Source organism: Variovorax sp. GW821-FHT09A10 (genome assembly GCF_059418385.1).
The window spans coordinates 829,366-855,182 of record NZ_JBWKPT010000002.1 but is presented as its reverse complement, the minus strand read 5'-3'; the positions used below and the strand labels follow the sequence as shown (position 1 = coordinate 855,182).

At 70.2% G+C, this 25,817-nt stretch carries 25 protein-coding genes; 20 read left to right on the top strand and 5 right to left on the bottom strand.

All coding sequences use genetic code 11. The annotated features are described in order from the left end of the window. The first annotated feature begins 4 nt into the window (after positions 1-4). The 10 genes from bluB to AC07Q9_RS10735 all read left to right on the top strand — a co-directional run bounded on the left by bluB (position 5) and on the right by AC07Q9_RS10735 (position 9,881). Positions 5-703 carry a 5,6-dimethylbenzimidazole synthase gene (bluB, locus tag AC07Q9_RS10780; protein ID WP_495309306.1) on the top strand — a complete coding sequence of 233 codons (699 nt, stop codon included), beginning with the start codon at positions 5-7 and terminating at the stop codon, positions 701-703. Next, on the top strand, positions 703-1,176 hold the full coding sequence (locus AC07Q9_RS10775; protein WP_487847071.1) for a MotA/TolQ/ExbB proton channel family protein: 474 nt from the start codon (positions 703-705) through the stop codon (positions 1,174-1,176). Before bluB ends, AC07Q9_RS10775 begins: the two co-directional genes overlap by 1 nt. Then, on the top strand, positions 1,173-1,526 hold the full coding sequence (locus tag AC07Q9_RS10770) for a DUF2149 domain-containing protein (protein WP_062479884.1): 354 nt from the start codon (positions 1,173-1,175) through the stop codon (positions 1,524-1,526). Before AC07Q9_RS10775 ends, AC07Q9_RS10770 begins: the two co-directional genes overlap by 4 nt. Beyond that, the gene (gene cobN, locus AC07Q9_RS10765; protein WP_495309305.1) at positions 1,523-5,521 is read left to right on the top strand and encodes a cobaltochelatase subunit CobN; all 3,999 of its coding nucleotides are present in this window, start codon (positions 1,523-1,525) and stop codon (positions 5,519-5,521) included. The genes AC07Q9_RS10770 and cobN overlap by 4 nt, the downstream gene beginning before the upstream one ends. Positions 5,522-5,539: 18 nt before the next feature. After that, positions 5,540-6,520, top strand: a complete 981-nt coding sequence (gene cbiB / locus AC07Q9_RS10760; RefSeq protein WP_495309303.1) for an adenosylcobinamide-phosphate synthase CbiB — start codon at positions 5,540-5,542, stop codon at positions 6,518-6,520. Then, positions 6,517-7,533: an aminotransferase class I/II-fold pyridoxal phosphate-dependent enzyme gene (locus AC07Q9_RS10755; RefSeq protein ID WP_495309301.1), complete on the top strand. Its 1,017-nt coding sequence runs from the start codon at positions 6,517-6,519 to the stop codon at positions 7,531-7,533. Before cbiB ends, AC07Q9_RS10755 begins: the two co-directional genes overlap by 4 nt. Before the next feature lie 54 nt (positions 7,534-7,587). After that, positions 7,588-7,941 carry a CidA/LrgA family protein gene (locus AC07Q9_RS10750; protein WP_495309299.1) on the top strand — a complete coding sequence of 118 codons (354 nt, stop codon included), beginning with the start codon at positions 7,588-7,590 and terminating at the stop codon, positions 7,939-7,941. Next, the gene (locus AC07Q9_RS10745; protein WP_099796765.1) at positions 7,938-8,666 is read left to right on the top strand and encodes an LrgB family protein; all 729 of its coding nucleotides are present in this window, start codon (positions 7,938-7,940) and stop codon (positions 8,664-8,666) included. The genes AC07Q9_RS10750 and AC07Q9_RS10745 overlap by 4 nt, the downstream gene beginning before the upstream one ends. Positions 8,667-8,705: 39 nt before the next feature. Next, positions 8,706-9,170 (top strand): OsmC family protein, encoded by a 465-nt coding sequence (locus tag AC07Q9_RS10740; RefSeq protein ID WP_495309296.1) that lies wholly within the window; start codon positions 8,706-8,708, stop codon positions 9,168-9,170. 84 nt (positions 9,171-9,254) lie between these two features. After that, positions 9,255-9,881: an FMN-binding negative transcriptional regulator gene (locus AC07Q9_RS10735; protein ID WP_495309293.1), complete on the top strand. Its 627-nt coding sequence runs from the start codon at positions 9,255-9,257 to the stop codon at positions 9,879-9,881. A 20-nt stretch (positions 9,882-9,901) separates the two neighbouring features. Here AC07Q9_RS10735 and AC07Q9_RS10730 read toward each other — a convergent pair whose 3' ends face one another. Continuing rightward, positions 9,902-10,816, bottom strand: coding sequence for a LysR family transcriptional regulator (locus tag AC07Q9_RS10730; RefSeq protein WP_495263722.1), 915 nt, complete (start codon positions 10,814-10,816; stop codon positions 9,902-9,904). Positions 10,817-10,997: 181 nt separating this feature from the next. Between AC07Q9_RS10730 and AC07Q9_RS10725 the strand changes: the two genes are divergently transcribed. The 4 genes from AC07Q9_RS10725 (at position 10,998) to AC07Q9_RS10710 (ending at position 18,090) form a co-directional block, all read left to right on the top strand. Continuing rightward, positions 10,998-11,879 (top strand): alpha/beta hydrolase, encoded by an 882-nt coding sequence (locus tag AC07Q9_RS10725; RefSeq protein WP_307693759.1) that lies wholly within the window; start codon positions 10,998-11,000, stop codon positions 11,877-11,879. 155 nt (positions 11,880-12,034) lie between these two features. Continuing rightward, the gene (locus tag AC07Q9_RS10720; protein ID WP_489056936.1) at positions 12,035-13,288 is read left to right on the top strand and encodes an efflux RND transporter periplasmic adaptor subunit; all 1,254 of its coding nucleotides are present in this window, start codon (positions 12,035-12,037) and stop codon (positions 13,286-13,288) included. A 40-nt stretch (positions 13,289-13,328) separates the two neighbouring features. After that, complete coding sequence (locus AC07Q9_RS10715; protein WP_095947753.1) at positions 13,329-16,601, top strand: efflux RND transporter permease subunit; 3,273 nt, start codon at positions 13,329-13,331, stop codon at positions 16,599-16,601. A 25-nt stretch (positions 16,602-16,626) separates the two neighbouring features. Beyond that, on the top strand, positions 16,627-18,090 hold the full coding sequence (locus tag AC07Q9_RS10710) for an efflux transporter outer membrane subunit (RefSeq protein ID WP_495309291.1): 1,464 nt from the start codon (positions 16,627-16,629) through the stop codon (positions 18,088-18,090). 16 nt (positions 18,091-18,106) lie between these two features. Here AC07Q9_RS10710 and AC07Q9_RS10705 read toward each other — a convergent pair whose 3' ends face one another. After that, on the bottom strand, positions 18,107-18,346 hold the full coding sequence (locus AC07Q9_RS10705) for a hypothetical protein (RefSeq protein ID WP_495309289.1): 240 nt from the start codon (positions 18,344-18,346) through the stop codon (positions 18,107-18,109). A 93-nt stretch (positions 18,347-18,439) separates the two neighbouring features. On the opposite strand from AC07Q9_RS10705, the gene AC07Q9_RS10700 reads away from it, so the two are divergent. The 4 genes from AC07Q9_RS10700 to AC07Q9_RS10685 are packed head-to-tail and all read left to right on the top strand — an operon-like array spanning position 18,440 to position 22,306. Further along, positions 18,440-19,906, top strand: a complete 1,467-nt coding sequence (locus AC07Q9_RS10700) for a cobyric acid synthase (RefSeq protein WP_495309287.1) — start codon at positions 18,440-18,442, stop codon at positions 19,904-19,906. Beyond that, positions 19,903-20,946, top strand: coding sequence for a nicotinate-nucleotide--dimethylbenzimidazole phosphoribosyltransferase (gene cobT / locus AC07Q9_RS10695; RefSeq protein WP_495309285.1), 1,044 nt, complete (start codon positions 19,903-19,905; stop codon positions 20,944-20,946). Before AC07Q9_RS10700 ends, cobT begins: the two co-directional genes overlap by 4 nt. After that, on the top strand, positions 20,943-21,737 hold the full coding sequence (locus tag AC07Q9_RS10690; RefSeq protein WP_495309282.1) for an adenosylcobinamide-GDP ribazoletransferase: 795 nt from the start codon (positions 20,943-20,945) through the stop codon (positions 21,735-21,737). Before cobT ends, AC07Q9_RS10690 begins: the two co-directional genes overlap by 4 nt. Next, positions 21,734-22,306: a histidine phosphatase family protein gene (locus tag AC07Q9_RS10685; protein WP_495309280.1), complete on the top strand. Its 573-nt coding sequence runs from the start codon at positions 21,734-21,736 to the stop codon at positions 22,304-22,306. Before AC07Q9_RS10690 ends, AC07Q9_RS10685 begins: the two co-directional genes overlap by 4 nt. 10 nt (positions 22,307-22,316) lie before the next feature. Here the strand turns inward: AC07Q9_RS10685 and AC07Q9_RS10680 are convergent, their stop codons facing one another. Both AC07Q9_RS10680 and nth read right to left on the bottom strand, forming a co-directional pair. Further along, positions 22,317-23,168, bottom strand: coding sequence for an Ivy family c-type lysozyme inhibitor (locus AC07Q9_RS10680; protein ID WP_495309278.1), 852 nt, complete (start codon positions 23,166-23,168; stop codon positions 22,317-22,319). A gap of 21 nt (positions 23,169-23,189) precedes the next feature. Then, positions 23,190-23,837, bottom strand: coding sequence for an endonuclease III (nth, locus tag AC07Q9_RS10675; RefSeq protein ID WP_095745121.1), 648 nt, complete (start codon positions 23,835-23,837; stop codon positions 23,190-23,192). Positions 23,838-24,012: 175 nt separating this feature from the next. Here nth and AC07Q9_RS10670 point away from each other — a divergent pair, with 175 nt between their 5' ends. Next, positions 24,013-25,200: an aminotransferase-like domain-containing protein gene (locus AC07Q9_RS10670; protein WP_495309275.1), complete on the top strand. Its 1,188-nt coding sequence runs from the start codon at positions 24,013-24,015 to the stop codon at positions 25,198-25,200. 4 nt (positions 25,201-25,204) lie between these two features. Here AC07Q9_RS10670 and AC07Q9_RS10665 read toward each other — a convergent pair whose 3' ends face one another. Beyond that, positions 25,205-25,432 carry a hypothetical protein gene (locus AC07Q9_RS10665; protein ID WP_495309273.1) on the bottom strand — a complete coding sequence of 76 codons (228 nt, stop codon included), beginning with the start codon at positions 25,430-25,432 and terminating at the stop codon, positions 25,205-25,207. A 57-nt stretch (positions 25,433-25,489) separates the two neighbouring features. Here AC07Q9_RS10665 and AC07Q9_RS10660 point away from each other — a divergent pair, with 57 nt between their 5' ends. Further along, entirely contained in the window at positions 25,490-25,816 is a 327-nt protein-coding gene (locus AC07Q9_RS10660) for a DUF6172 family protein (protein ID WP_495309271.1), read from the top strand. The last annotated feature ends 1 nt before the right edge of the window (position 25,817 follow it).

Genomic DNA, 25,817 nt, shown 5'->3' with positions numbered 1-25,817 from the left:
CCCGATGGTGGCGCATGCGTTCGCAGCCGACGAGGCGAAGGCGGTGTACCGCGCCATCCACGAGCGGCGCGACATGCGCCATTTCGCGGGCGGCGAGGTGGCGCCCGAGGTGTTGCGCCGCCTGCTCGACGCAGCGCACCATGCGCCCAGCGTCGGCTTCATGCAGCCGTGGCGCTTCATCCGCGTGCGCGGCGAAGGGCTGCGTCGGCAGTTGCATGAGGTGGTCGAGCGCGAACGCGTGCTCACCGCCCGTGCGCTCGGCCAGCGTGAAGACGAATTCATGCGCCTCAAGGTGCAGGGCGTGCTCGACGCGGCCGAGCTGCTGGTGGTGACGCTGGCCGACGGCCGCGAACAGCATGTGTTCGGGCGCCGTACCTTGCCGCAGATGGACCTGGCCTCGGCCTCCTGCGCGATCCAGAACCTCTGGCTTGCCGCACGCGCCGAGGGGCTGGGCATGGGCTGGGTGTCGCTGTTCGAGCCCGCCGAGCTGGGCGTGCTGCTCGGCCTGCCCGACGGCGCCGAGCCGATCGCCTTGCTGTGCCTGGGCCCGGTGCATGCGTTCTACGAAGAGCCGATGCTGCAGCGCGAACGCTGGGCCCGGCGCGCGCCGCTGGCCTCGCTGGTGTTCGACGAAAGCTGGGGCCGGCCGTCGGACCTGTTCGATCCTTCTTCCACTTCATCTTCTTGCGTGGAGCCCATCTGATGCTGGCCTTCGACACCGTTCTCTTCGAGCTTGCGCGCCTGTTCCTCTGGCCCGTGACGCTCGGCGTGCTGCTGTCCTTCGTCTATGCGGTGTACTGCCTCGGCGCCTTCGGCATCGAGTGGTGGCAGCGCCGCCGCGACCCGTCGCGCGCGCTGGTGCTGCAACGCCACGCGCAGGCCAGCCAGGAACAGATGGAGCTGATCGTGCTCAAGCAGCTCGAAGGCGTGCGCCTGTGCAGCCGCGTGGCGCCGATGCTGGGGCTGATCGCCACCATGATCCCCATGGGCCCGGCGCTCGTGGCCGTGGCTTCGGGCGAATCGCAGGGCGTGGCGCAGAGCCTGGCGCCTGCGTTCGCGGCCGTGATCGTGGCGCTGGCCTCGGCCTCGATCACCTTCGTGGTCTACACCGTGCGCCGCCGCTGGCTCATGCGCGAGCTGGTGATGCTGCTCGACGCGCGGGACCGGCTGTCATGAGCCGGCGCCAGTTCTCGATCCTGAGCAGCCTGGACAGCGACGACGACGACCCGGTGCTCTCGACCATCAACCTGATCGACGTCTTCATGGTCGTCATCGGCATGCTGATGATCGCGGTCATCAACAACCCGGTGAATCCGTTCTCGCAGGACAAGGTGACGGTCATCCGCCACGAGGGCCAGCCCGACATGGAGATCATCACGCGCGAAGGCCGCAAGGTGACGCGCTTCAAGGCCAGCGGCGCGACGGGGCAGGGCGATGGCGAGAAGGCCGGCACCGCCTGGCGCCTGAAGGACGGCACGATGATCTACGTGCCGGCGGACGCGGTGCCGGCGTCGGGCGGGAAGTGACGCGGCTTTTCGTCTTCTGGCTTGGGCTCCTGTGCCTGATGGCGCAGCCTGCGGTAGCGGCCGGGTCGCGTGTCGTGGTGCTGAGCACGGCGCTGGTGTCGCCTGCGCGCGTGGTGCGGCTGCAAGCGGCGGCGCGCGAGGCCGGCGTACCGCTGCAGGTGGTGTCGGCTGCGCAGGACACGCCCGAGGCGTTGGCTACCGCACTCGATGGCGCGCGCCTGCTGGTCATCGATGCGCCGCACCTCAGCGTCGCCCAGTCGGCGGCGGCGCGCTTCGGCGATGTCATCGCGCGAACCTCCGTTCCCTATGTGCAGATCGGTGAATTCGCCCTCGTGGCGAAGGGCCAGAAGCCGCCCGAGGTGCCACCGCTCGCAGCCGAGCGCGGCGTCGATGCGGCCTGGGCGCAGCGGCTGCGCGCCTACTGGCGCTTCCCAGGCGAGGCGAATCTGAAAGCCTCGGTGCAAGCGATGGTGCGGATCGGCGATGCCGCCGGGCTGCCCGACCCTATGCCGCTGCCGCTCGCCGGCTTCTATCACCCCGACTGGCCGCGCGTCGAAAGCAGCATTGCGGCCGTCGAGGCATTGCCGGGCGGGCGAGGTACCGTCGCCATCGCCGTCAACAGCGCCACGCTCACCAGCGACGACACCGGCTGGCTCGACGGCCTGATCGGCACGCTCGCGCAGCGTGGCCTGCGCGCCTACGCCTTCTACGGCCCGCGCCAGCAGAAGGACCTGTTCTTTCGCATGACGCACGCCGGCGAAGGCGAGGGCGACCGCCGCGTGGCCGACCTCCTCGTCAACGCCGCGCTGGTGTTCAGCCCGAACGAGCGCAAGGCCGAACTCGAACGCATCGGCGTGCCCGTGCTGCAGACGCTGCCCTCGCTCGCCATGGACGCGGCGCAATGGGCGCGCAGCAAGGACGGCCTCGCGCAGACCGACATCGCGGCCTACTACAGCCCGAGCGAACTCGCGGGCATGACCGACCCGATGCTCGCGACGGCGCGCGACGCCGCCACCGGCAGCCTGCAGCCGCTGCCCGCGCAGATCGACGCCGTGGCCGACAAGGCCGCCGCGCTGCTGCGCCTGCGGCGCACGCCGACCGCCGAGCGCCGCGTGGCGATGCTGGTCTACAACTACCCGCCGGGCGAGGCCAACTTCGGCGCGTCGTTCCTCAATGTGCCGCGCAGCGTCGACCGGATGCTGTCCGCGATGCAGGCGGCCGGCTACCGCACCGAGGCACCGGGCGCGGACAAGGTGATCGCGCAGGTGCAGGCCACGATGAAGGCCTATTACCCGACCGCGCAAGGCGGCGACGCGCTGCAGCCGCTGCTCGACCTGGGCCTGGCCGACACGCTGCCGTTGTCGCAGTACCTCGCGTGGTTCCGCGCGCTTCCCGCCGAGACGCAACGCCGCATCGAGGCCTACTGGGGCCCGCCCGAGGCCTCGAAGATGCTGCGGCCCGTGGCCGGCGCACCGGCCTTCGTGGTGCCGCGCGTGCAGTTCGGCCAGGTGGTCGTGCTGCGCCAGCCGCCGCGCTTCGAGCCCGGCACGCAGGTGGCCGACAAGGCGCAGCAGGTGTACCACCGCGCGGCCGTGCCGCTGAGCCACGGCTACCTCGCGACCTACCTCTGGCTGCGCAGCCGCTTCGGCGCCGATGCGCTGGTGCACGTGGGCACGCACGGCACGGTCGAGTGGTCGGCAGGCAAGGAGCGCGGGCTCTCGGTGCAGGACGATCCGCTGCTCGCGCTGGGCGACGTGCCCAACGTCTACCCGTACATCATGGACAACCTCGGCGAGGCGACCACCGCCAAGCGCCGCGGCCGCGCGACGATGGTGAGCCACTCGACGCCCATGTTCACGCCCGCGGGCTTCCGCCCCGGCGTGCGGGACATGCACGAGCGCCTGCACGACTGGGAAACGCTGTCGCTCGGCGCGGTGAAGACCGCGCTGGAACGGCGCCTCACCGCCGACTTCGTCGCGCAGCACTACGACCGCGACCTGCAATGGACGCCCGCGCGCATCCGCGCCGATTTCGCCGGCTTCATCGCCGTGCTGCACCCGTACCTCGACGAGCTCGCGCAGACCGCGCAGCCGCTGGGCCTGGCCACCTTCGGCGAGGCGCCCGATGCGCAGCGGCGGCGCCAGACGATCCTGCAGATCCTCGGCAAGCCCGTGGCACAGGCGATGGGCGAAGACCTGGACGAGATGTTCCTCACCGACGCGCAGGGCATCGCAGCGTCGAAGCCGGCGCGCTGGCTGGAGGCCGTGCTGGCGGGCAATGACACGGCCACCGACGCCGAACCCCTGCGTTCGCTCGCCGCACGGGCCCGCGCGCTCGACGCGGTGCTGGTCCACAACGAGGAAATCGAAGGCCTGCTCACCGCACTCGATGGCCGCTACCTGAAATCGCGCTACGGCGGCGACCCGGTGCGCGACCCCGACAGCCTGCCGACCGGCCGCAACCTCTACGGCTTCGACCCCAGCCGCGTGCCCACGCGTGCCGCCTGGGACACCGGCGTCGCCGCGATGGACGACTGGATCGCCGCGCACGCCCGCACCCACGGCGGCCGTGCGCCGCAGAAGATCGCCTTCACGCCCTGGGCCGGCGAGGCCTCGCGCCACCAGGGCGTGACCGAGAGCCAGGCCTTCCACGCACTCGGCGTGAAGCCGCGCTGGGACGAGGCCGGGCGCATGGTCGGCATCGAGATCGTGCCGGCCGCAGTGCTGAAGCGGCCGCGAATGGACGTGCTGATCAGCGTCACCGGTTCGTACCGCGACCAGTTCCCGCACGTGATGCGCTGGCTCGATGAGGCCGTGCAGCAAGTGGCCGCGCTCGACGAGCCCGGCAACGCCGTCGCGCAGCACAGCGAGGCGATGGCGCGCACGCTGCGCGCCGGGGGCGCGACGGCGGCCGAGGCGCGGCGCTGGTCGACCGCGCGCGTGTTCTCGAACGAGCAGGGCAGCTACGGCGCCGGGCTCGAGGAAGCGGTGCTCGCCACCGAACTCTGGAAGGGCCAGCAGCGCGGCGGCGGCGACGCGCAGATGGCCGGGCTCTACATGGACCGCATGGGCCACGGCTACGGGCGCGGCCTCGACGGCGCGACGCGCCCGGGCGCCTTCGCGGGCAACCTCGCGCAGGTCGATGCGGCGCTGATGGCGCGCACCTCCAACCTGTACGGCGTGCTGACCAACGACGATCCGTTCCAGTACCTGGGCGGCATCGCGCTGGCCGTGCGCCACCTCACGGGCAAGGACCCGGCGCTGTACGTGCAGAACCTGCGCGATGGCGCGGCCGTGCGCACCGACACCGCCGCCGGCGCCATCGCGCGCGAGATGCAGACGCGCTACCTGCACCCGCAATGGATCGAGGCGCAGAAGGCCGAGGGCTACAGCGGCGCGCTGCAGGTGCTCAAGACCGCGCAGTTCCTCTGGGGCTGGCAGGCGACCGCGCCCGCGGCCGTGCGTGCGGACCACTGGCAGTCGCTGCACGAGGTCTATGTGCGCGACACCTACAAGCTCGGCACGCGGCAGTGGCTGGAGCGCGAGAACCGTGCCGCCTTCGCACAGACGCTGGAGCGCATGCTCGATGCCGTGCGGCTGAACTACTGGAAGCCCGATGCCGCGACGCGGCGCGAGCTGGCGCAGGCCTACACGGAAGCGCTGCGCGCCACGGGGTTGCGGGAGCGCAACGAGGCGGTGCAGCGGTTTGCGCAGGCTGCGTTGGCGCCGTCGCCTGTCACTGCTCCTGCACCGGTCGTCGCCGTACCCGCCGTCGCGCCCGTCGAAGCGACCCAGCCCGCACCCGCATCGCCCGCCGCAGCGGACCTCGCGCAACCGGTGGCCGGCTTGCAGCTGAAGCCCGTCGCCGACACCCCATCGCCCCCGCCGCCGTCTGCCGTGCTGCCGCGGCTGCTCGCCGTATGCGGCGCTGCCTTGCTGTTGGCCGTCGGCGCGCTGGTGCAGTGGCGGCGCGGCCGGGTCGTGCCCGCCGCCTGATTCACGAGAATGCCTGCCATGCCCGCGCTCGATCCCTTCACCGTCTTCGCCCTCGCGCTGGTCGCCGCCCTGTGGCTGGCGCTGGTCATCGACCGCTGGCTGGGCGAGCCGCCCGCCGCGCTGCATCCGGTCGTGTGGATGGGCCGCTACCTGGACTGGATGGGCAGCCGCCTCGCACCGCGCGCGGCCGACGCGAAGCCGCGCGACCTGCCCGGCTTCGCGATGGGGGCGCTCAGCTGGTGCGTGGGCGCGATGGCCGCGTTCGCCGTCGCGTCGGCGGTACAGAGCCTGGCGATGCAATGGCTGCCGGTCTGGGCCATGGCCGTGGTGCTCGGGCTCGCGTTCAAGCCGCTCTTTGCGTGGCGCATGCTGCGCGACGAGGTGCTGGCGGTCGAGGCCGCGCTGGGCGAATCGCTCGAGGCGGGCCGCGCACGGCTCGCGCGCCTCGTGAGCCGCGACGTCTCGGTGCTGAGCGAGCGCGAAGTGCGCGAGAGCGCCATCGAGTCGCTGGCCGAGAACCTCAACGATTCGCTGGTGGCGCCCGTGTTCTGGTTCGTGCTGTTCGGCCTGCCGGGCGCGGCGCTCTACCGTTTCGCCAACACCGCCGATGCCATGTGGGGCTACCGCGGCGAACGCGGCGGGCGCGACTGGACCTGGTTCGGCAAGTGGGCCGCGCGCGCCGACGACGTGCTCTCGTGGCTGCCCGCGCGCCTCACCGTGCTGCTGCTGGCCCTAGCGGCCGGCCGCTGGCCGCGTGGCGTGGCCCGCGAGGCGCGCCGCACGCCGTCGCCCAACAGCGGCTGGCCGATGGGGGCGATGGCGCTGCTGCTGGGGGTGCGGCTTGCGAAGCCGGGTGTGTATGCGCTGAACGGGGAAGGGCGCGCCGCCACGTCGGCCGACACCGCGCGCACCGCGCAGCTCGGTGAACGGGCGGCGTGGGGGCTGGCGGTGATCGCCTCGCTGGCGATGCTGTCGCCGCTGCTGGCGAGGTGGGCATGACGAACCCAGCCATGGTGCACGGCGGCCCCGACGAGACCGGGGCCGCGCCGCACGACTTCTCGACCAACGGCAACGCGGTCGGCTCGTGTCCCGCGGTGCTGGCTGCGCTGCGCGAGGCCGACGCGGCGCACTATCCCGATCCGCGCTACACCGCGCTGCGCGCTGCGCTCGCCGATTTCCACGGCGTGGCCGTGGAGCGCATCGCGATCGCGGCGAGCGCGAGCGAATTCATCCACCGCATCAGCGCCGCCGTGGCGCAAGCAGGCGGCGAAGAGGTCTGGCTGCCCGCGCACAGCTACGGCGACTACGAACGTTCGGCCTTGGCCTGGGGCCTCGGCGTGCGGCGCGCACCCGAGGAGGCCGACGGCGCCGCGCTGCGCTGGTGCTGCGAACCGTCGAGCCCGTTCGGCCAGCCGCAGCCCGACATTGCCGAACATGCCGCGAGCGATGCCGTTTGCGTGCTCGACATGGCCTACGAGCCGCTGCGCCTCGAAGGCCAGCCCTCGCACGACGCCGCGCAGCGCGATCGCCTCTGGCAGTTGTGGACGCCGAACAAGGCGATGGGCCTCACGGGCATCCGCGCCGCCTACGCCATTGCGCCCGCGAACGCCGACGAGGCAGGTCCGCTGCTGGAACGACTCGAACGTCTTGCCCCGTCGTGGCCGTTGGGCACGCACGGCGTGGCGCTGCTCACGACCTGGACCAGCGACGAAGCGCAGGGCTGGCTGGCGCGCAGCCTCGACATCCTGCGCGACTGGAAGGCGCGGCAGCGCGCCGTGTGCGAATCGCTGGGCTGGCAGGTGCTGTCCGGCGACGCCAACTTCTTCGGTGCGCAGCCCGACGTGCCATACCCGCCCCGCGCCGCCGCGCTGCGCGCCGAGGGCATCAAGCTGCGCGACTGCGCCTCCTTCGGCCTGCCGGGGCACCTGCGCCTGGGCGTGCTGCCGCCGGCCAGCCAGCAGGCCTTGAAGGCCGCGTGGGCGAGGGCCGGCGCCGCACGACACAGCGGCTGAATGCACCTCGCACCACAATAGGGCCGTCTCAAGAAAAGGAAAACGAACAGGCCCATGCTCTACGCCATCACCACGCTCTTCATGTGCCAGCTTGCCGGCGAACTGCTCGTGCAGTGGCTGTCGCTGCCGATTCCCGGTCCGCTGATCGGCATGCTGCTGCTGTTCGTCGGCCTGCTGGCGCGCGGCGGCGTGCCGCAGGAACTGACCGACACCTCGGGCCACCTGCTGCGCAACCTGATGCTGCTGTTCATCCCGGCGGTGACCGGCGTCATGCTGCATTTCGAGCGCGTGGGGCGCGAGTGGCTGCCGTTCCTGGCGGCCGGCGTCGTGGGCGGCGCCTTCACCATGGCGGTGACCGCGCTCACGCTGCGCTGGATGATCCGCATCACGGGCAAGGACGCCGAATGAACGCGCCCGCCAAACTGTCTGAGATCTGGGTCTTCCTGGCCCAGTCGCCGCTGCTGTGGCTGTCGCTCACGCTGCTGGCCTACCTGGGCGCGCTGTGGCTGCACGCGCGCAGCGGGCGCAACCCGATGGTCAACCCGGTGCTGGTGTCGGTGATCGTCATCGTGGGTGTGCTGCTGCTCACGCGCACGCCCTACGACACCTATTTCGAAGGCGCCAAGTTCGTCCACTTCCTGATCGGCCCGGCCACCGTGGCGCTGGCTGTGCCGCTGTACAGCCAGGTCGGCCGGCTGCGGCGCCTGTGGCTGCCGATCGGCGTGGCGCTGCTGGTGGGCTCGGTGGCCGCCATCGTGTCGGCCATCGGCATCGGCTGGGTGCTCGGCGGTTCGCACGAGCTCCTGATGTCGCTCGCGCCCAAGTCGGCCACCATGCCGATCGCGATGGGCGTGGCCGAGAAGATCGGCGGCCTGCCGTCGCTGGCGGCCGTGGCCGCGGCCATCGCCGGCATCTCGGGCGCGATCATGGCCACGGGCTTGCTGAACCTGCTGCGCATCAAGGAACCCGCCGTGCGCGGCTTTGCCGTCGGCATGGCGGCGCACGGCATCGGCACGGCGCGCGCCATCCAGGTGAACGAAACCGCGGGCGCGTTCTCGGCGCTGGCGATGGGGCTCAACGGCATCGCGACCGCGCTGCTGGTGCCGCTGATCGTGAAGCTGATGAGCGTCTGACATTCGATCATTCATTCCATCCATCGAGGAGCACGACCCATGTCCGAGTACACCGCCGAGATCGTCTGGGAGCGGGGCGACCAGGACTTCCTGGCCAACACCTACAGCCGCCACCACGTGCTGCGCTTCGACGGTGGTGCCGAGGTGCCGGGCTCTTCGTCGCCGCACGTGGTGCCGCTGCCGTTCTCCGACGCATCGGCGGTCGATCCGGAAGAGATGTTCGTGGCCTCGCTGTCCAGCTGCCACATGCTGTGGTTCCTCACCATGGCGGTGAAGCGCAAGTTCGTGGTCGACCGCTATGTCGACGCGGCCACGGGGGTGATGGAGAAGAACGCCGAGGGAAAGATGGCGATGACTGTCGTCACGCTGCGTCCGCAGGTGAGCTTTTCGGGTGCGAACCTGCCTACGCGGGAGCAGATCGCGCACATGCACCATCGGGCGCATGAGGAGTGCTTCATTGCGAATTCGGTAAAGACCGAGGTGAGGTGCGAGCCGGTCTACTGACGCCGGGGTGACCTCCATGTGACTGTGATGGAGGGGACGGAGCGCAATACTTGGTGAGCATCGATCCCCCGAAAGGCCTCCCCCGTGCACATCCAGCCCCTCTTCGCCATCGAGGCGCGCGACGAGCTTCACCGGCTCATGCGTGCCTACCCGCTGGCCACGCTCTTCACGGTCGCGGGCGGGGCGGTCGATGCCAACCTGCTGCCTCTGGAGGTGATCGATCGCGGCACGCACGGTGTGCTGGCAGGTCACGTGGCCCGCAGCCATGCGCTGTGGACCAGCGAGGCGCGAGGCGGCTGCGACGTCACCGTCGTATTCCAGAGCCCGAACGCGTTCATCTCCCCGCACTGGTACGTCAACGGCCAGCGCAGCGGGCGCTTGGCGCCGAGCTGGAACTACATCGCGGTGCAGGCGACCGGGCGGTTGCGGTTCATTGAGGACCGCGCCTGGCTGCGCTCGCATCTCGAAGCACTGACGCGGTCGCAGGAAGCGGGGCGCGACGAGCCCTGGTCGCTCGCCGATGCATCGCCCGAGTTCGTCGATGACGCGCTACAGCGGCTGGTCGGGTTCGAGATCGACATCCTCGCGCTGACCGGCAAGCGCTTCCTTTCGCAGCAGCGCACCGAGGCCGACCGGCGCAGCCTGGTCGAGCACCTGGAGCGGGAAGAATCGCCGCCGGCGCGTGCGCTGGCAGCGCTGATCCGGCCCTGAAAAGACGGGAAACGCGCCCCTCAGCGCCGCTGCAACCGCGGATTCTTCGCGAACAGATCCGCCGCCCAGTCCACAAACGCCCGCACCTTTGCGCTCAGGTGCCGGTTCGGCGGGTACACCACGTGGATCGGCAGCGGGTCGCGCTGCCAGTCGGCCAGCACCTCGACGAGTTCGCCGCTTTCCAGCAGTGGCTCGGCGGTGAAGGTGATGCACTGCGACAGGCCGAAGCCTGCGAGCACGGCCGTCATGTGGGCGTTGCTCTCGTTCACCGACACGCGGTAGGGGCCGTTGAGCTCGATGTACTCGTCGCCCTTCTTGAACTCGTGCGGGTACACGCGCCGGGTGGTGCCCGAGAAGTAGCTCACGACGTGGTGGCGCTTCTCGATGTCGTTCGGATGCTGCGGCGCACCATAGCGCTTGATGTAGGCCGGCGAGGCCACGGTGACGAAGTGCAGGGTGCCGATGCGGCGCGCCACCAGCGACTGGTCGTTGAGTTCGCCGGCGCGGATCACGCAGTCGACGTTGTCGCTGATCAGGTCGACGGTGCGGTCGCTCACGCCCAGGTCGACCTGGATGTCGGGGTAGCGGTCGCAGAAGCTGGCCAGGTTGGGCAGGATGATCTGCTGCGCCACCGAGGTGCCCACGTCGATGCGCAGCCGCCCCGTAGGGTTGGCCTGCGCGTTCGTCATGCTGGCTTCCATGTCGTCGAAGTCGTTCAGCAGCCGCGCGGCGCGCTCGAAGTAGGCGGCGCCGTCGGGCGTGACGGTGACGCGCCGGGTCGTGCGGTTGAGCAGCTTCACGCGCAGGCGCGATTCCAGCGCCTGGATCTGCTTGGTGACGGTGCCCTTGGGCAGGGCCAGAGAGTCGGCGGCACGGGTGAAGGTGCCGGCTTCCACGACGCGGACAAAGATCCGCATTGCCTGGATTTGATCCATCGAATGCCTGTTCAGGGAGACCGGCATATGCCGGAAGGAGGCGGATTCTCACACAAGGAATGCGCCCCTACGGAGTGCCCGATTGTTCTCCGTTTGGAAACAGAGTAGGGCTGTGTTTCCTGTTTCAACGTGCTTGTAGCGCCTTATATTTCAACCATCGCCCATCCCCCTGAGGTCGCCCATGTCACCCCGTCCATCGTCCCGGTCCGCTGAAGCTGCTGCGCTTGCCGCGGCGCAAGGCGTGGAGTCCGATCTGTCGATCGAGCTGCCCGGCCGCGAGCCCGTGGCTGCCCGTGTCTACGGACTGCGTCCACGGGGCGAGACCGTGCCGCTGGTGCTGCACTTCCATGGCGGCACCTTCATCTGCGGCAACCTCGACAACGGCCGCAATGTGGCCCGGCTGCTGGCCGGCGCGGGCGCGGTGGTGGTCTCGCTGGACTACCCGCTGGCCCCGGCGGCCCCGTTCCCGGAGCCGGTCGAGGTAGGTTATGCGGCGCTCGAATGGCTCTACAAGCAGCGCGTGAAGCTTGGCGGCAAGGGCGCCCAGGTGTACCTGGCCGGCGAAGAGGCCGGCGGCAACCTGGCGGCCAGCGTGGCCCTGGTGGCCCGCGACCGCGCCCATCCGCCGCTGGCAGGCCAGATCCTGCTGTCGCCCATGCTCGACCCGTGCGCCGGCACCGCCTCGCTGCGCAATGCGACCAACGACGCGGCCGAATGCCGCTGGGCCACGGGCTGGGCCAAGTACCTGAGTTGTCCCTCGAACGCCACGCACCCCTATGCGGTGCCGAGCGGATCGCTGCGGCTGGCCTCGCTCGCACCGGCGCTGGTGCTGGTGGGGCCCGACGACGCGATGCGCGACGAGGCCATGACCTTCGCGGGCCGCCTGCGCTCGGCCGGCATCGAGGTCACGAGCAGCGTGCTGACCGGCGCCGACAACTGGCCCAAGGCGCTGTACGACACCGAGGCCGTGGGCTGTGCGTCCTGCGAAGCCAGCGTGCAGCAGCACTTCCGCGAGTTCTTCAGCGCCACCACACCGCCCCCGGCGGTCCCTGAGCCCAGCTAGGCCCGCGAGGGTCCGCTCCGCCCCCTGAACCAAGCCGCCGCCTCCACCGAGGCGGGTGGCAGGGCTTTCTGTTCTCCGAATTCCGCCTCCTGACGCCGCCGGCGCCGGGATGGCCTGTTGCATCCCGAAAAAGTCATCGAGAAGGACGAACCATCATGTCGAACAAGAACGAACAATCGCTGTCTTCCGCTGCTCGCAAGAGCCTGTGGCCTGCCGTCACCGGCCTCACCGCGGTGCTGGCCGTGGCCGCCGCGGTGGTGGGCATGTACAGCTTCAAGGCCGAGGCCACCGCCCCGGTCGCTGCGCAACAGGGCACGCCGGTGTCGGTCGCCACCGTGGCGTCGAGCGAGATCAACGCCTGGGACGAGTTCTCGGGCCGGCTCGAAGCCGTGCAGCGCGTCGACGTGCGCTCCCGCGTGGCAGGCGCCGTGCAGGCGGTGCACTTCCGCGAAGGTGCGCTGGTGAAGCAGGGCGACCTGCTCATCACCATCGACCCGGCGCCGTACGCCGCCGAGGTGGAGCGTGCCGAGGCGCAGGTCGCCTCGGCGCAGGCCCGCCAGGCCTTCAGCCGCAGCGAGCAGGAGCGCGCCAAGCGCCTGTGGGACGAACAGGCCATCGCGCAGCGTGAACTCGACGAGCGCGTGAACGCCGGCCGTGAAGCCGAAGCCAACCTGCGCGCCGCGCAAGCCTCGCTGCAGACCGCACGCCTGAGCCTGGGCTACACCCAGGTGCGCGCACCGGTGTCGGGCCGCATTGGCAAGCTCGAAGTGACCGTCGGCAACCTGGTGGCCGCCGGCCCCGGCGCGCCCGTGCTGACCACGCTGGTGTCGGTGAGCCCGATCTACGCGAGCTTCGATGCCGACGAGCAGGTGATCACCCGCGCGCTGAAGGACCTGCCGGCCAACGCCGGCGCCCGCGGCCAGATCGACACGATCCCCGTGCAGATGGGCACCGCCGGCCTCGAAGGCACGCCCTTCACCGGCAAGCTGCAGCTGATCGACAACCAGGTCGACGCCCGCAGCGGCACCGTGCGTGTGCGCGCTTCGTTCGACAACAAGGACGGCGCGCTCATTCCCGGCCAGTTCGCCCGCATCCGCATGGGCCAGGCCCGCAACGACACCGCGCTGCTGGTGAGCGAGCGTGCCATCGGCACCGACCAGAACAAGAAGTTCGTGATGGTCGTGGGTGACGACAACAAGGCCATGTACCGCGAGGTGACGCTGGGCGCGCCCATCAACGGCCTGCGCGTGGTGAGCAAGGGCCTGAAGGCCGGCGACCGTGTGGTGGTGAACGGCCTGCAGCACATCCGCCCGGGTGCGCTGGTGGTGCCGCAGACCGTGACGATGGACGCCAAGCTCGATACGAAGCAACAACAACCGGAACGCGTGGCCGAGGCCGCGAAGTCCTGATTTCGGAGGAGGGCGCCCTGGCGCCCGCCGGAGAACCAACATGAATCTCTCAAAATTCTTCATCGACAGGCCGATCTTTGCCGGCGTGCTGTCGCTACTGATGCTGATCGCCGGCCTGATTGCGCTGCGCGGTCTGCCGATCTCGGAGTACCCGGAAGTCGCGCCGCCCTCGGTGGTGGTGCGCGCAACGTACCCGGGCGCCAACCCGAAGGTGATCGCCGAAACGGTGGCCACGCCGCTCGAAGAGCAGATCAACGGCGTCGAAGGCATGCTCTACATGGGCAGCCAGGCGACGACCGACGGCGTGATGACGCTGACCGTCACCTTCCGCCTGGGCACCGACCCTGACAAGGCCCAGCAGCTCGTGCAGAACCGCGTCTCGCAAGCCGAGCCGCGCCTGCCCGAAGAAGTGCGGCGCCTGGGCATCACGACCGTCAAGAGCGCACCCGACCTGACGATGGTGGTCCACCTCGTCTCGCCGAACAACCGCTACGACATCAACTACCTGCGCAACTACGCGGTGCTGAACGTGAAGGACCCGCTCGCGCGCATCGAAGGCGTGGGCCAGGTGCAGATCTTCGGCGGCGGCGACTACTCGATGCGCGTGTGGCTCGACCCGCAGAAGGTCGCGCAGCGTGGCCTCTCGGCTTCCGACGTGGTGGCTGCGATCCGTGGCCAGAACGTGCAGGCCGCGGCCGGCGTGGTCGGTGCATCGCCGGGCCTGTCGGGCGTGGACATGCAGCTGTCGATCAATGCGCAAGGCCGCCTGCAGAGCGAAGAAGAATTCGGCGACATCATCGTCAAGAGCGGCACCGACGGCGCCGTCACGCGTCTTCGCGACATCGGCCGCCTCGAAATGGGCGCCGCCGACTACTCGCTGCGTTCGCTGCTGAACAACGACCCGGCCGTCGGCATGGGCGTGTTCCAGGCACCGGGCTCCAACGCGCTCGACATCTCGTCCAACGTCCGCAAGACGATGGAAGAACTCAACAAGAACATGCCGGAAGGCCTGGAATACCGCATTGCCTATGACCCGACGCAGTTCGTGCGCGCATCGATCGAATCGGTGATCCACACGCTGCTCGAAGCCATCGCGCTGGTGGTGCTGGTGGTGATCCTGTTCCTGCAAACGTGGCGCGCCTCCATCATTCCGCTGCTGGCCGTGCCGGTGTCGGTGATCGGTACCTTCGCGGTGCTGCACATCCTCGGGTTCTCGATCAATGCGCTGAGTCTGTTCGGGCTGGTGCTGGCGATCGGCATCGTGGTGGACGACGCCATCGTGGTGGTGGAGAACGTCGAGCGCAACATCGAGGCGGGACTCACGCCGCGTGAGGCCACGTACCGCGCCATGCGCGAAGTGTCGGGCCCCATCATCGCGATCGCGCTGGTGCTCGTGGCCGTGTTCGTGCCGCTGGCGTTCATCAGCGGCCTCACGGGCCAGTTCTACAAGCAGTTCGCGGTGACCATCGCGATCTCGACGGTGATCTCGGCCATCAACTCGCTGACGCTGTCGCCGGCCCTGGCTGCACTGCTGCTGCGCGGCCATGACCAGCCGAAGGACGCCCTGACGCGCGGCATGGACAAGGCCTTCGGCTGGCTGTTCCGTGGCTTCAACAAGTTCTTCCATCGCGGCTCCGAGGCCTACAGCGGCGGCGTCAAGCGCGTGATCTCGCGCAAGACGCTGATGCTGGTGATCTACCTCGCGCTGGTCGGCGTGACCTTCGGCCTCTTCAAGGCGGTGCCCAGCGGCTTCGTGCCGGCGCAGGACAAGCAGTACCTCATCGGTTTTGCCCAGCTGCCCGACGGCGCCACGCTCGACCGCACGGAAGAGGTGATCACCCGCATGGGCGAGATCATGAAGAAGAACCCGAACGTGGAAGACGCCATTGCCTTCCCGGGCCTGTCGATCAACGGCTTCACCAACAGCTCCAACTCGGGCATCGTGTTCGCCACGCTCAAGCCCTTCGACCAACGCAAGCGTGCCGACCAGAGCGGCGGTGCGGTGGCCGGCCAGCTCAACGGTGCGTTCTCGAGCATCCAGGACGCGTTCATCGTGATGTTCCCGCCGCCGCCGGTGGCAGGCCTGGGCACGACCGGCGGCTTCAAGCTGCAGATCGAAGACCGGGCCTCGGTCGGCTACGACCAGATGGACGTCGCGGTGAAGGCCTTCATGGCCAAGGCGTATGCGGCGCCCGAGCTGACGGGCATGTTCACGAGCTGGCAGGTCAACGTGCCGCAGCTGTACGCCGACATCGACCGCACCAAGGCGCGTCAGCTCGGCGTGCCCGTGACGGACATCTTCGACACGATGCAGATCTACCTGGGTAGCCTGTATGCCAACGACTTCAACAAGTTCGGCCGCACGTACTCCGTGCGCGTCCAGGCCGATGCGCCGTACCGCGCCCGTGCCGAAGACGTGGGCATGCTGAAGGTGCGCTCGACCTCGGGCGAAATGGTGCCGCTGGCCGCGCTGATGAAGGTCAACTCGACCTTCGGCCCGGAACGCGCCATGCGCTACAACGGCTACCTGGCCGCCGACATCAACGGCGGCCCGGCCCCCGGCTATTCGTCGGGCCAGGCGCAGGACGTGATCACCAAGATCGCGGCCGAGACGCTGCCCAAGGGCGTGAGCTTCGAGTGGACCGAGCTGACGTACCAGGAAATCCTGGCCGGCAACTCCGCCTTCCTGGTGTTCCCGCTGGCCATCCTGCTGGTGTTCCTGGTGCTGGCCGCGCAGTACGAAAGCCTGACGCTGCCGATCGCGATCATCCTGATCGTGCCGATGGGCATCATGGCCGCGATGGCGGGCGTGTGGATCTCGGGAGGCGACAACAACGTCTTCACGCAGATCGGGTTGATCGTGCTGGTGGGGCTGAGTGCGAAGAACGCGATCCTGATCGTGGAGTTCGCACGGGAGCTGGAGTTCGCCGGACGCACGCCGATCCAGGCCGCGATCGAAGCCAGCCGCCTGCGCCTGCGCCCGATCCTGATGACCTCGCTGGCCTTCGTGATGGGTGTGCTGCCCCTGGTGCTCTCGACCGGCGCCGGCTCCGAGATGCGCAAGGCGATGGGCGTGGCGGTGTTCGCCGGGATGATCGGCGTGACGGCCTTCGGCCTGTTCCTGACGCCGGTGTTCTACGTGCTGATGCGCCGCCTGGCGGGCAACCGGCCGCTCAAGCTGCATGGCGAAGTGCCGCACGGCGACGACTTCGTGTCGGCCGACCACCCCGTGGCCTCGTCGCACGGTGGCGGCGGTGGCGGCCTGCACCCGGTGCCGGCCTCGCCGCGCCCCTCGCATGGCGCGCATGACTGATCGACAAGAAGAAAGAAGGTTGTCCATGACATTCGCAATCCCAACCCTGATGCGCCCGCTGCGCGCCGCCGTGCTGCCGCTGGTGGCGGCCCTGGTGCTGGCCGGTTGCGCCAGCGTGCCTTCGGGCATGCCCACGGTGCCGACCGCGGCGCAGTTCAAGGAACAGCCGGGTGCCACGGCGCCGGCCGGCTTCACCCGGGCCACGCCCGCCGAGGCGCAGCCGCGCGGCGAGTGGTGGCTGGCGTTCAACGACCCGGTGCTCAACACGCTGATCCAGCGCGCCGAGGTCGACAACACCAACATCCAGGCCGCCGCCGCGCGGCTGGCCGAGGCCCGCGCGCTGGCGCGCAGCGCCCAGGCCGACCGCCTGCCGCAGATCGGCCTGGGCGCCGGCGCCAACCGCGGTGCGGGCCTGGACAAGGCCACGGCCAGCACCCGGCCGGGCACCATGACCAACATCGGCGCCACGTTCTCGTACGAGGTCGACCTGTTCGGCCGCCTCTCGGGCGCGGCCGATGCGGCCAAGCTCGACGCGGCCGGCCGCGAGGCGCTGCTGCAGAGCACCCGCCTCGCGGTGCAGGCCGAGGTGGCGCAGACCTACCTGCAGCTGCGCGCGCTCGACGCCGAGCGCGTGCTGGTGCGCGAATCGGTCGCCGCTTACCGCGACACGCTGCGCCTCACGCAGCGCCGCCAGCAGGCCGGCGACATCGCCGAGCTCGACGTGGCGCGCGTGCAGACCGAGGTGTCGTCCACCGAGTCGGATGCGCTCGCGCTCGACCGCCAGCGCGCGCAGGTGGAACATGCACTGGCCGTGCTGGTGGGCGATTCGGCCTCCAGCTTCGGCATGCGGCCCGACGACTGGGGCACCGCGCTGCCGGTGATCCCGCCGGGCGTGCCGTCCACGGTGCTCACGCGCCGGCCGGACGTGTCGGCCGCGCAGAGCGCCGTCATGGCGGCGCAGGCCCGCGTGGGCGTGGCGCAGACCGCGTGGTTCCCGAACATCTCGCTGACCGGCGCGGCCGGCTATGCCTCGCCCGAGATCGGCGACCTCTTCAAGTGGTCGGCCCGTTCGTGGGGCGTGGGCGCGCTGCTGTCGCTGCCGATCTTCGACGGCGGGCGCCGCGAGGCCGGTGTGCAGGGCGCCAACGCCCAGCTCGACGGCGCACTGGCCAGCTACCGCTCGCAGGTGCTGGTGGCGTTCCAGGAGGTCGAAGACCAGCTGGCGGCCATCCGCATCCTGCAGGAGCAGTCGGTGGTGCAGGCGCAGGCCGTGACCTCGGCCCAGCGCGCCACCAGCCTGTCGGACACGCGCTACCGCAACGGCTACGTGAGCCAGCTCGACCTGCTCGACGCGCGCCGCAGCGAGCTGCGCAACCGGCGCCAGGCGCTGCAGGTGAAGTCGGCCCAGTACCAGGCGACGGTGGGGCTGATCCGCGCCATCGGCGGCGGCTGGGAAGTGCCGGCCGCCGAGAAGGTGGCGACCCGCTGATCGGGCTCTTCCGGGCTCAGGCGCTGTCGCCAGGGCCCGGATGCGTCGCCGTGGCGGCGGCCTGTTTCAGCGCCACCGCGCCCAGCGCGAGCGCACTCGAATAGCTGGCTTGCGGGCGCGCAGCCACCCGCAGCGGCCGGTAGCCGAGCGTGTCGGAGGTGCTGCCGGTGTCGTGGACGGCTTCGAGCAGGAGCCAGTAGAACCGGCCCGGCTCGCGTTCCTCGACCGTCAGCGCCAGATCGTTGAGGGCAGACATGGCTTGGTGGATGCGGCCCGCAGCGGGCCGCATCCCTTGGTACGTCCGATTCGGCTTTCCGGATTCGGTTCAGCGCTCAACGACAATCCCCGGATGAGTTCTAGAGCGACAAGCGGGCCGGCGCGCTGCGTCATGGTCCTGGGCACCACCAGCGGCGCCGGCAAGAGCTGGCTGGCCACCGCGCTGTGCCGGTGGTATGCCCGCCAGGGGCTGCGGGTGGCGCCGTTCAAGGCGCAGAACATGAGCAACAACGCCCGCGTGGTCGAGGGCGGCGAAATCGGCAGCGCCCAGTACTTCCAGGCCCTGGCCGCGAATGCCGTGCCCGACGTGCGCATGAACCCGCTGCTGCTCAAGCCCGAGCGCGACACCCACAGCCAGGTGGTGCTGATGGGGCAGGTGAACGAGGCGCTGTCGACCCTGCCGTGGCGCGGGCGCTGCGAGCGCGTCTGGCCGCAGATCGCGCAGGCCTTCGACGAACTGCGCGCCGAGAACGACGTGGTCGTGATCGAAGGCGCCGGCTCGCCGGCCGAGATCAACCTCATGGCCAGCGACATCGTCAACCTGCGCGTCGCCCGCCACGCCCAGGCGCGCTGCCTGCTGGCGACCGACATCGACCGCGGCGGCGCCTTCGCCCACCTGTACGGCACCTGGGCGCTGCTGCCCGAAGCCGACCGGGCGCTCATCAACGGTTTCGTGCTCAACAAGTTCCGGGGCGATGCGTCGCTGCTGGCGCCCGCGCCGCAGCAGCTGCAAGAGCTGACCGGCGTGCCCACCGTGGCCACGCTGCCCATGTGGTGGCAGCACGGCCTGCCCGAGGAAGACGGCGTGTTCGACGACCGCAGCCGCGCCAGCGGCGTGGTCACGCGCACCGTGGCGGTGGTCGCGTACCCGCGCCTGAGCAACCTCGACGAGTTCCAGGCGCTGAAGAACGTGCCCGGCGTGCGCCTGGTCTGGGCCCGCACGCCGGCCGACGTGGCCGGCGCCGACTGGATCGTGCTGCCGGGCTCCAAGCACACGAGCGGCGACCTCGCCTGGCTGCGCGCGCAGGGGCTGGACCGCGCCGTGGCCGAGCATGCCGGGCGCGGCGGCGCCGTGCTGGGCGTGTGCGGCGGGCTGCAGATGCTGGGCGAGGCGCTGGTCGATCCGCACGGCATCGACGGCAACGCGCCAGGGCTCGGGTTGCTGCCGCTCGTGACTGTGTTCGAGCGCGAGAAGACCGTGCGGCACCGCGAGGCGACCTTTTCCGGCGACCTCGTGGCCGGCCCCTGGGCCGCGCTGGCGGGCGTGCGCATCGCCGGCTACGAAATCCACCACGGCCAGACGGCCGCCCACCCCCAGCTGGCCCACGACGGCCGCGCCGTGATGCCCGAGGGCCTGGCCTGGCAGAACGCGCGCGGCAACGTGCTGGGCCTCTATTTGCACGGCCTGTTCGAGGACCCGGCCGCGCTGCAGGCGCTGTTCGGCACCACGGCGCCTACGCTGGACGCCACCTTCGACGGCCTGGCCGACTTCATCGACACCCACTTCGACGCCGGCGTGCTCGCCGGCCTGATCGCATGACCGACACCGATTTGATTCCCGCCATTCCCGACATCGCCGACGCCGCGCTCGCCGCGCGCCTGCAGGCCGCGCTCGACAACAAGACCAAGCCCGTCGGCGCGCTGGGCCGCCTCGAAGCGCTGGCGCTGCGCATCGGCACCATCCTGGGCAGCGAGCAGCCGGTGCTCGACGCGCCGCAGATGCTCGTGTGCGCGGGCGATCACGGGCTGGCGGCGCGCGGCGTGTCGGCCTACCCGAGCGACGTGACCTGGCAGATGGTCGAGAACTTCCTGGCCGGCGGCGCGGCCGTCAGCGTGCTGGCGCGCCAGCACGGCCTGGCGCTCACCGTGGTCGATTGCGGCGTGCGGCGCGACTTCGAGCCGCGCCCCGGCCTGGTGTCGCGGCGCATCGCCGCCGGCACGGCCGACGCCTCGGCCGGCCCCGCCATGACGCCCGAACAATGCGCCCAGGCCATCGCCAACGGCCGCGAGGTGGTGCGCGCGCTGCCGGGCAACGCGCTGCTGCTGGGCGAAATGGGCATCGGCAACAGCTCGTCCGCGGCGCTGCTGCTGTCGCGCCTGGCCGGGCTGGAGATCGGCCTGTGCACGGGCGCCGGCACGGGGCTCGATGCCGACGGCCTGGCGCGCAAGCGCGAGGTGCTGCGCGAGGTGCTCGCCCTGCACGCGGGCGCGACCGCGCCGCTCGAGGCGCTGGCCGCGTTCGGCGGCTTCGAGGTGGCGACGCTGGTCGGCGCCGTGCTGCAGGCGGCGCAGGAGCGGCGCGTGATCGTGGTCGACGGCTTCATCGCCAGCGCCGCCGTGCTGGTCGCCCAGGCGATCCGCCCGCAGGTCACGCAGCGCTGCGTGGCGGCGCACAGCTCGGCGGAGCCCGGACACACACTGCTGCTGAAACACCTCGGGCTCGAGCCCTTGCTGAACCTCGACCTGCGCCTGGGCGAGGGCTCGGGCGGTGCGCTGGCGTGGCCGTTGCTCGAATCGGCCTGCCGCATCCTGCGCGAGATGGCGAGCTTCGAATCGGCGGGCGTGTCGCGCCAGCAATGAACGGCGTGCGCCATTTCCTGCTGGCGGTCCAGTTCTTCACCCGCGTGCCGGTGACGGGAAAACTCGCCGCCTGGGTCGGCTTCAGCCCGCAGATGCTGCGCGCCGCCGCGGCGCATCTGCCGGCCATCGGCTGGATCGCGGGCGGGGTGGCGGCGGCCGTGTTCGTGGCCGTGGGGGCGGGTCTGCCGGGCGTGGCGGGGGCGCTGGTCGCGGCCGTGCTGAGCACCGTCGCCACCGTGATGCTCACGGGCGCCTTCCACGAAGACGGCCTGGCCGACGTGGCCGACGGCCTCGGTGGTTCGGCCAGCCGCGAGCGCGCGCTGGAGATCATGAAGGACTCGCGCATCGGCGCCTTCGGTGCGGTCGCGCTGGTGCTGGCGTTGGGCCTGAAGTTCGGCCTGCTCGCTGCGCTGGCCACGCGCGGGTTGGACGTGGCGGCGGTGTCGATCGTCGGCGCGCATGTGCTGTCGCGGCTGGCGCCGCTGTTCCTGATCCGCTGGCTGCCTTACGTGGGCGACAGCAGCGGCAGCAAGGCCAAGCTGCTGGCCGACGCGATCAGCGGCGGTGCGCTGCTCGTCGCCGTGCTGTGGGCCGCACCCGCCGTGGCGCTGCTGCTGTGCGCGCACGACGCGGTGCATGTGGGCGCGGCGCTTGCGGCGCTGGTGCTCGCCGGTGGCTGGATGGCGCGGCTCTTCGTGCGTCGGCTGCAGGGCTTCACGGGCGACGGACTCGGCGCGACGCAGCAGGTATGCGAGCTGGCAATCTACCTCGCGCTGGCGTGGAAGGCATGAGCGCCGCGACCGCCCAGCTCTGGCTGCAGCGCCACGCACCGGTGATCGCGCCGGCGGGCCTGTGCTACGGCGCGACCGACCTCGATGCCCACGCGGACGGCACGCAGGCCGCGGCCGAACGCATCGCGGCAGTGCTGCCGGTCGGTATCGCGCTGTGGAGTTCGCCGCTGCGGCGCTGCGCCATGCTGGCGGACGCCATCGTCGCGCTGCGGCCGGATCTTTCGGTGCGGCGCGATGCGCGGCTGGCGGAGATGAGTTTCGGCGCCTGGGAAGGGCGCCTGTGGTCTGCAGTGGCCCGTGAAGAATTCGAGGCCTGGACGGATCGCTTCGCCGATGCCCCGGCGGGAGGCGACGGCGAGAGCGTGCGCGCCTTCATGCGGCGCGTGGCCTTGGCGCATGCCGATTGGCTGGCGACCGGCGCCGACGCGCTGTGGGTCACGCACGCCGGCGTGCTGCGGGCGGTGCAGCTGCTGTCGCAGGGCGTGACGTGCCCCGAACAGGCCGATCAATGGCCCAACGACGCGGCGGCTTTCGGCGACTGGCGCGTGGTCGCCGCGCCGGTCGGCTGACGAGGCGCTGTCAGTTCTTCGCGCGCCACTGCTCGCGCCAGAGCCGGTCGAGCTGCCCCGCGAACTGCGGCGACGGGCCGCCCAGGAGCTGGTTCTGCCCGTTGCGCTGCACCAGGCCGTAGAGCCGGCCCGAGCCCTGGTCGTACAGCGCGATCGCGTTGTGGTCGTAGCAGTCGTGCGGCTTGCAGAAGGCGTGCAGCAGGTAGCGTGTGCCGTCCACCGTCACCCATTGCGGCTCGGGCGCCGGGCCTTCGCGGCGCACCAGCCAGCGTTCGGTTTCGCGCGTGCCCAGCGCGGCGCGCCAGGCCTTGTCCATCGCGGGGCCCCGGGCGAGGGCGGCCGGGCTGCCCGTGGCCGGTGCCGGTGGCTTGATCGTGGCAGCAGGTTCGGCGGGCGGCGTCGCGGCGCGAGCCGGGCCATCGCATCGCCAGTAGCGCTGCTTCATCAGCTCCGGGCCCAGTTGGCCGACGACCGGCTTGTCGGCCTTCAACGTGATCGACTGGCCGCGCGCATCGCGAAAGACCAGGAAATTCATCATCGCGTTGTCGCCCTTGCCTACGCGGCTCATGAGCGCCACGTCGAAGTTCGGCGGGGGCGGCTGGTTGCCGAAAAAGCTGTGGGCCGTGTCTGGCTGGCGGCCGACGACGCGGCGCTTGCCGCGCTCGGCGATCAGCATGTCTTCGCGCACCTGCAACGTAGGCGCGGCTGCGTCGGCGCAGTTGGTGGACCAGCGCCCGCCGTAGAGCGCCATCGTCTCGGGCGGCAGCACGCCGTCGCGCGACCAGGCGGCGCCCGCGCTGCACAGCGCTGCGAGAAAGAGGAGGGCGGCGGAAGGCGTCTTCTTGAAAATCGTTGTCGTCATGTGCGATGTGTGTGATGCCGCTCAGGCGGTCTTGGGTGCCGGCGTCTTGGGCTTGAACGAGCAGAAGGTGGAGACCGCGCATTCCCAGCAGCGCGGCTTGCGCGCCACGCAGACGTAGCGCCCGTGCAGGATCAGCCAGTGGTGCGCGTGCAGGCGGAATTCGGGTGGGATGCGCTTTTCGAGCTTGAGTTCCACGTCCAGCGGCGTCTTGCCGGGCGCGAGCCCGGTGCGGTTGCCGATGCGGAAGATGTGCGTGTCGACCGCGATCGTCTCCTCGCCGAAGGCCACGTTGAGCACCACGTTGGCCGTCTTGCGCCCCACGCCCGGCAGCGCCTCGAGCTCGGCGCGCGTGCGCGGCACCTCGCCGCCATGCAGCTCGACCAACATGCGACAGGCCTCGATCAGGTGCTTGGCCTTGCTGCGGTACAGCCCGATCGTCTTGATGTACGACTCCAGCCCTTCCACCCCGAGGTCGAGGATCGCCTGCGGCGTGTTCGCCACCGGATACAGCCGGCGCGTCGCCTTGTTCACGCCCACGTCGGTCGCCTGCGCCGACAGCAGCACGGCGGCCAGCAGCTCGAAGGGCGTGGTGTATTCGAGCTCCGTGCGCGGCTCGGGGTTGGCGGCCTGCAGGGTCGCGAAGAAGAGGGGGATGTCGGATTTTTTCATGGGTCGTGGGGGCCGCCGTTCATTGCAAGGGGCTCGCGGGGCGCATGCCGTGGAAGGCAGGGCGAGCACCGGCGTTTGCGGCGATGGATGCAATATATCGTCGAAAAGCCATGGCCCTACGCAGCTTTCCTGCCCGGGCTTTCGCGACAATGACGCCCAGAAAGTGAGACTGACCATGCAATTCGCCTCCCGCCTCGACAACGTCGAAACCTCCGCCATCCGCGAACTCTTCAAGCTGCTGGGCAAGCCCGGCATCATCAGTTTTGCGGGCGGCTTTCCCGACAGCGCCATGTTCGACGTCGAGGGCCTGAAGGAGGCGAGCCAGAAGGCGCTCACCGAAGAAGCCGGCGGGGCCCTGCAGTACGGCGCCACCGAAGGCTACGAGCCGCTGCGCAACCAGCTCTCGTCCTTCATGAAGACCAAGGGCGTCGACGTCGACCCCAGCGGCCTGATCGTCACCACCGGCAGCCAGCAGGCGCTGGACCTGCTAGGCAAGACCATGATCTCGCCCGGCGACAAGGTGATCGTCGAAGGCCCGACCTTCCTGGCCACGATCCAGTGCTTCCGCCTGTACGGCGCGCAGCTCATCAGCGCGCCCATCGACGCCAACGGCGTGAAGACCGACGAGCTCGAGAAGCTCATCGCCGAGCACAAGCCCAAGTTCGTCTACCTGATCCCCACCTTCGGCAACCCCAGCGGCGCCATGCTGAGCCTGGAGCGTCGCAAGAAGGTGCTCGAGCTGGCCGTGAAGTACCAGACGCTGATCGTCGAGGACGATCCCTACGGCGACCTGTATTTCGGCGAAGCGCCGCCGCCGTCGATCATGTCGCTGAGCAAGGACGTGCCCGGCAGCCGCGAGCTGCTCGCGCATTGCGGCAGCCTGAGCAAGGTGCTCAGCCCCGGCCTTCGCATCGGCTGGATGATCGCGCCGCCCGAGCTGCTGGCCAAGGCCACGATGTGCAAACAGTTCAGCGACGCCCACACCAGCACCTTCGCGCAGGCCACGGCCGCGCAGTACCTCAAGAGCGGCCGCATGCCCGGCACGCTGGCGCATGTGCGCGAGGTCTACGGCCAGCGTGCGCAGGCCATGGGCGCCGCGCTGACGCGCGAGCTGGGCGATGCGGTGAGCTTCACGCAGCCCAACGGCGGGTTGTTCTTCTGGGCGCGCCTGACGGGCGCCAACGGCAAGCTGGCCGATGCCAACGAGCTGGCCAAGCGTGCGATCGAGAAGCTGGTGGCCTTCGTGCCCGGCGCGCCGTTCTTCGCCGAGAAGCCCGATGTGGCGACGCTGCGCCTGAGCTTTGCCACGGCCGACATCGAGAAGATCGAAGAGGGCGTGAAGCGCCTCGGCCAGGCCCTGTAAATCGTCAGGGGGACCGGTGCAGGCGCGGTGCCGCCAGCAGGTCCAGGTTCTCTGAAATGGCCGCATCCACGTTCGGATGGCGGCCTTTCATTTTGGAGAGCGTCATGATGGTCTGCAGCGCCTTCAGGTCCTTGACCGAGGGCGCGACCTTGATCTGCGCAATGGCCGCCGGGGCGTTGCCGCCGTTCACCAATGCCATCACCTTGCTTGCCCAGTCGTTTGCGCGTGCCATGCTTTCACCTGTAATCCGTTGAATGCGCCGACTGTACACAGCGGGTTACCATCACCCATGAGAAAAACCTTCCAGCTTCAGGTCGAGGGCAAGCACCCCGACCGTCACCTCGAAGCCGTCAAGCACGAGATTCGCAAGTACATCAAGCGCGAGCGCCGCCGCGACCTGCCCGAAGGCGCCGACTTCTGGGACTTCGACTGCCGGTTCGGCGCCGCCCAGGAATCCGCCGAAACCATCCACCTCACGGCCATCACCGGCCTCATCGACGGTGTGGTGAAAGAGGGCGGCAAGCAGTTCTACATCGAGATCCTGGCCAAGCCCGGCAAGCGCCAGCCGCGGCCCGCGGGCGCGCCCGCGCACACCGAGAACGACGACGAGGAATAAG

What these genes read in the sequence shown, in the direction of transcription:
- bluB (WP_495309306.1), top strand. Translation starts at nt 5, where the DNA reads ATGGTGGCGCATGCGTTCGCAGCCGACGAGGCGAAGGCGGTGTACCGC.
- AC07Q9_RS10775 (WP_487847071.1), top strand. Translation starts at nt 703, where the DNA reads ATGCTGGCCTTCGACACCGTTCTCTTCGAGCTTGCGCGCCTGTTCCTC.
- AC07Q9_RS10770 (WP_062479884.1), top strand. Translation starts at nt 1,173, where the DNA reads ATGAGCCGGCGCCAGTTCTCGATCCTGAGCAGCCTGGACAGCGACGAC.
- cbiB (WP_495309303.1), top strand. Translation starts at nt 5,540, where the DNA reads ATGCCCGCGCTCGATCCCTTCACCGTCTTCGCCCTCGCGCTGGTCGCC.
- AC07Q9_RS10755 (WP_495309301.1), top strand. Translation starts at nt 6,517, where the DNA reads ATGACGAACCCAGCCATGGTGCACGGCGGCCCCGACGAGACCGGGGCC.
- AC07Q9_RS10750 (WP_495309299.1), top strand. Translation starts at nt 7,588, where the DNA reads ATGCTCTACGCCATCACCACGCTCTTCATGTGCCAGCTTGCCGGCGAA.
- AC07Q9_RS10745 (WP_099796765.1), top strand. Translation starts at nt 7,938, where the DNA reads ATGAACGCGCCCGCCAAACTGTCTGAGATCTGGGTCTTCCTGGCCCAG.
- AC07Q9_RS10740 (WP_495309296.1), top strand. Translation starts at nt 8,706, where the DNA reads ATGTCCGAGTACACCGCCGAGATCGTCTGGGAGCGGGGCGACCAGGAC.
- AC07Q9_RS10730 (WP_495263722.1), bottom strand. Translation starts at nt 10,816, where the DNA reads ATGGATCAAATCCAGGCAATGCGGATCTTTGTCCGCGTCGTGGAAGCC.
- AC07Q9_RS10725 (WP_307693759.1), top strand. Translation starts at nt 10,998, where the DNA reads ATGTCACCCCGTCCATCGTCCCGGTCCGCTGAAGCTGCTGCGCTTGCC.
- AC07Q9_RS10720 (WP_489056936.1), top strand. Translation starts at nt 12,035, where the DNA reads ATGTCGAACAAGAACGAACAATCGCTGTCTTCCGCTGCTCGCAAGAGC.
- AC07Q9_RS10715 (WP_095947753.1), top strand. Translation starts at nt 13,329, where the DNA reads ATGAATCTCTCAAAATTCTTCATCGACAGGCCGATCTTTGCCGGCGTG.
- AC07Q9_RS10710 (WP_495309291.1), top strand. Translation starts at nt 16,627, where the DNA reads ATGACATTCGCAATCCCAACCCTGATGCGCCCGCTGCGCGCCGCCGTG.
- AC07Q9_RS10705 (WP_495309289.1), bottom strand. Translation starts at nt 18,346, where the DNA reads ATGTCTGCCCTCAACGATCTGGCGCTGACGGTCGAGGAACGCGAGCCG.
- AC07Q9_RS10700 (WP_495309287.1), top strand. Translation starts at nt 18,440, where the DNA reads ATGAGTTCTAGAGCGACAAGCGGGCCGGCGCGCTGCGTCATGGTCCTG.
- cobT (WP_495309285.1), top strand. Translation starts at nt 19,903, where the DNA reads ATGACCGACACCGATTTGATTCCCGCCATTCCCGACATCGCCGACGCC.
- AC07Q9_RS10690 (WP_495309282.1), top strand. Translation starts at nt 20,943, where the DNA reads ATGAACGGCGTGCGCCATTTCCTGCTGGCGGTCCAGTTCTTCACCCGC.
- AC07Q9_RS10685 (WP_495309280.1), top strand. Translation starts at nt 21,734, where the DNA reads ATGAGCGCCGCGACCGCCCAGCTCTGGCTGCAGCGCCACGCACCGGTG.
- AC07Q9_RS10680 (WP_495309278.1), bottom strand. Translation starts at nt 23,168, where the DNA reads ATGACGACAACGATTTTCAAGAAGACGCCTTCCGCCGCCCTCCTCTTT.
- nth (WP_095745121.1), bottom strand. Translation starts at nt 23,837, where the DNA reads ATGAAAAAATCCGACATCCCCCTCTTCTTCGCGACCCTGCAGGCCGCC.
- AC07Q9_RS10670 (WP_495309275.1), top strand. Translation starts at nt 24,013, where the DNA reads ATGCAATTCGCCTCCCGCCTCGACAACGTCGAAACCTCCGCCATCCGC.
- AC07Q9_RS10665 (WP_495309273.1), bottom strand. Translation starts at nt 25,432, where the DNA reads ATGGCACGCGCAAACGACTGGGCAAGCAAGGTGATGGCATTGGTGAAC.
- AC07Q9_RS10660 (WP_495309271.1), top strand. Translation starts at nt 25,490, where the DNA reads ATGAGAAAAACCTTCCAGCTTCAGGTCGAGGGCAAGCACCCCGACCGT.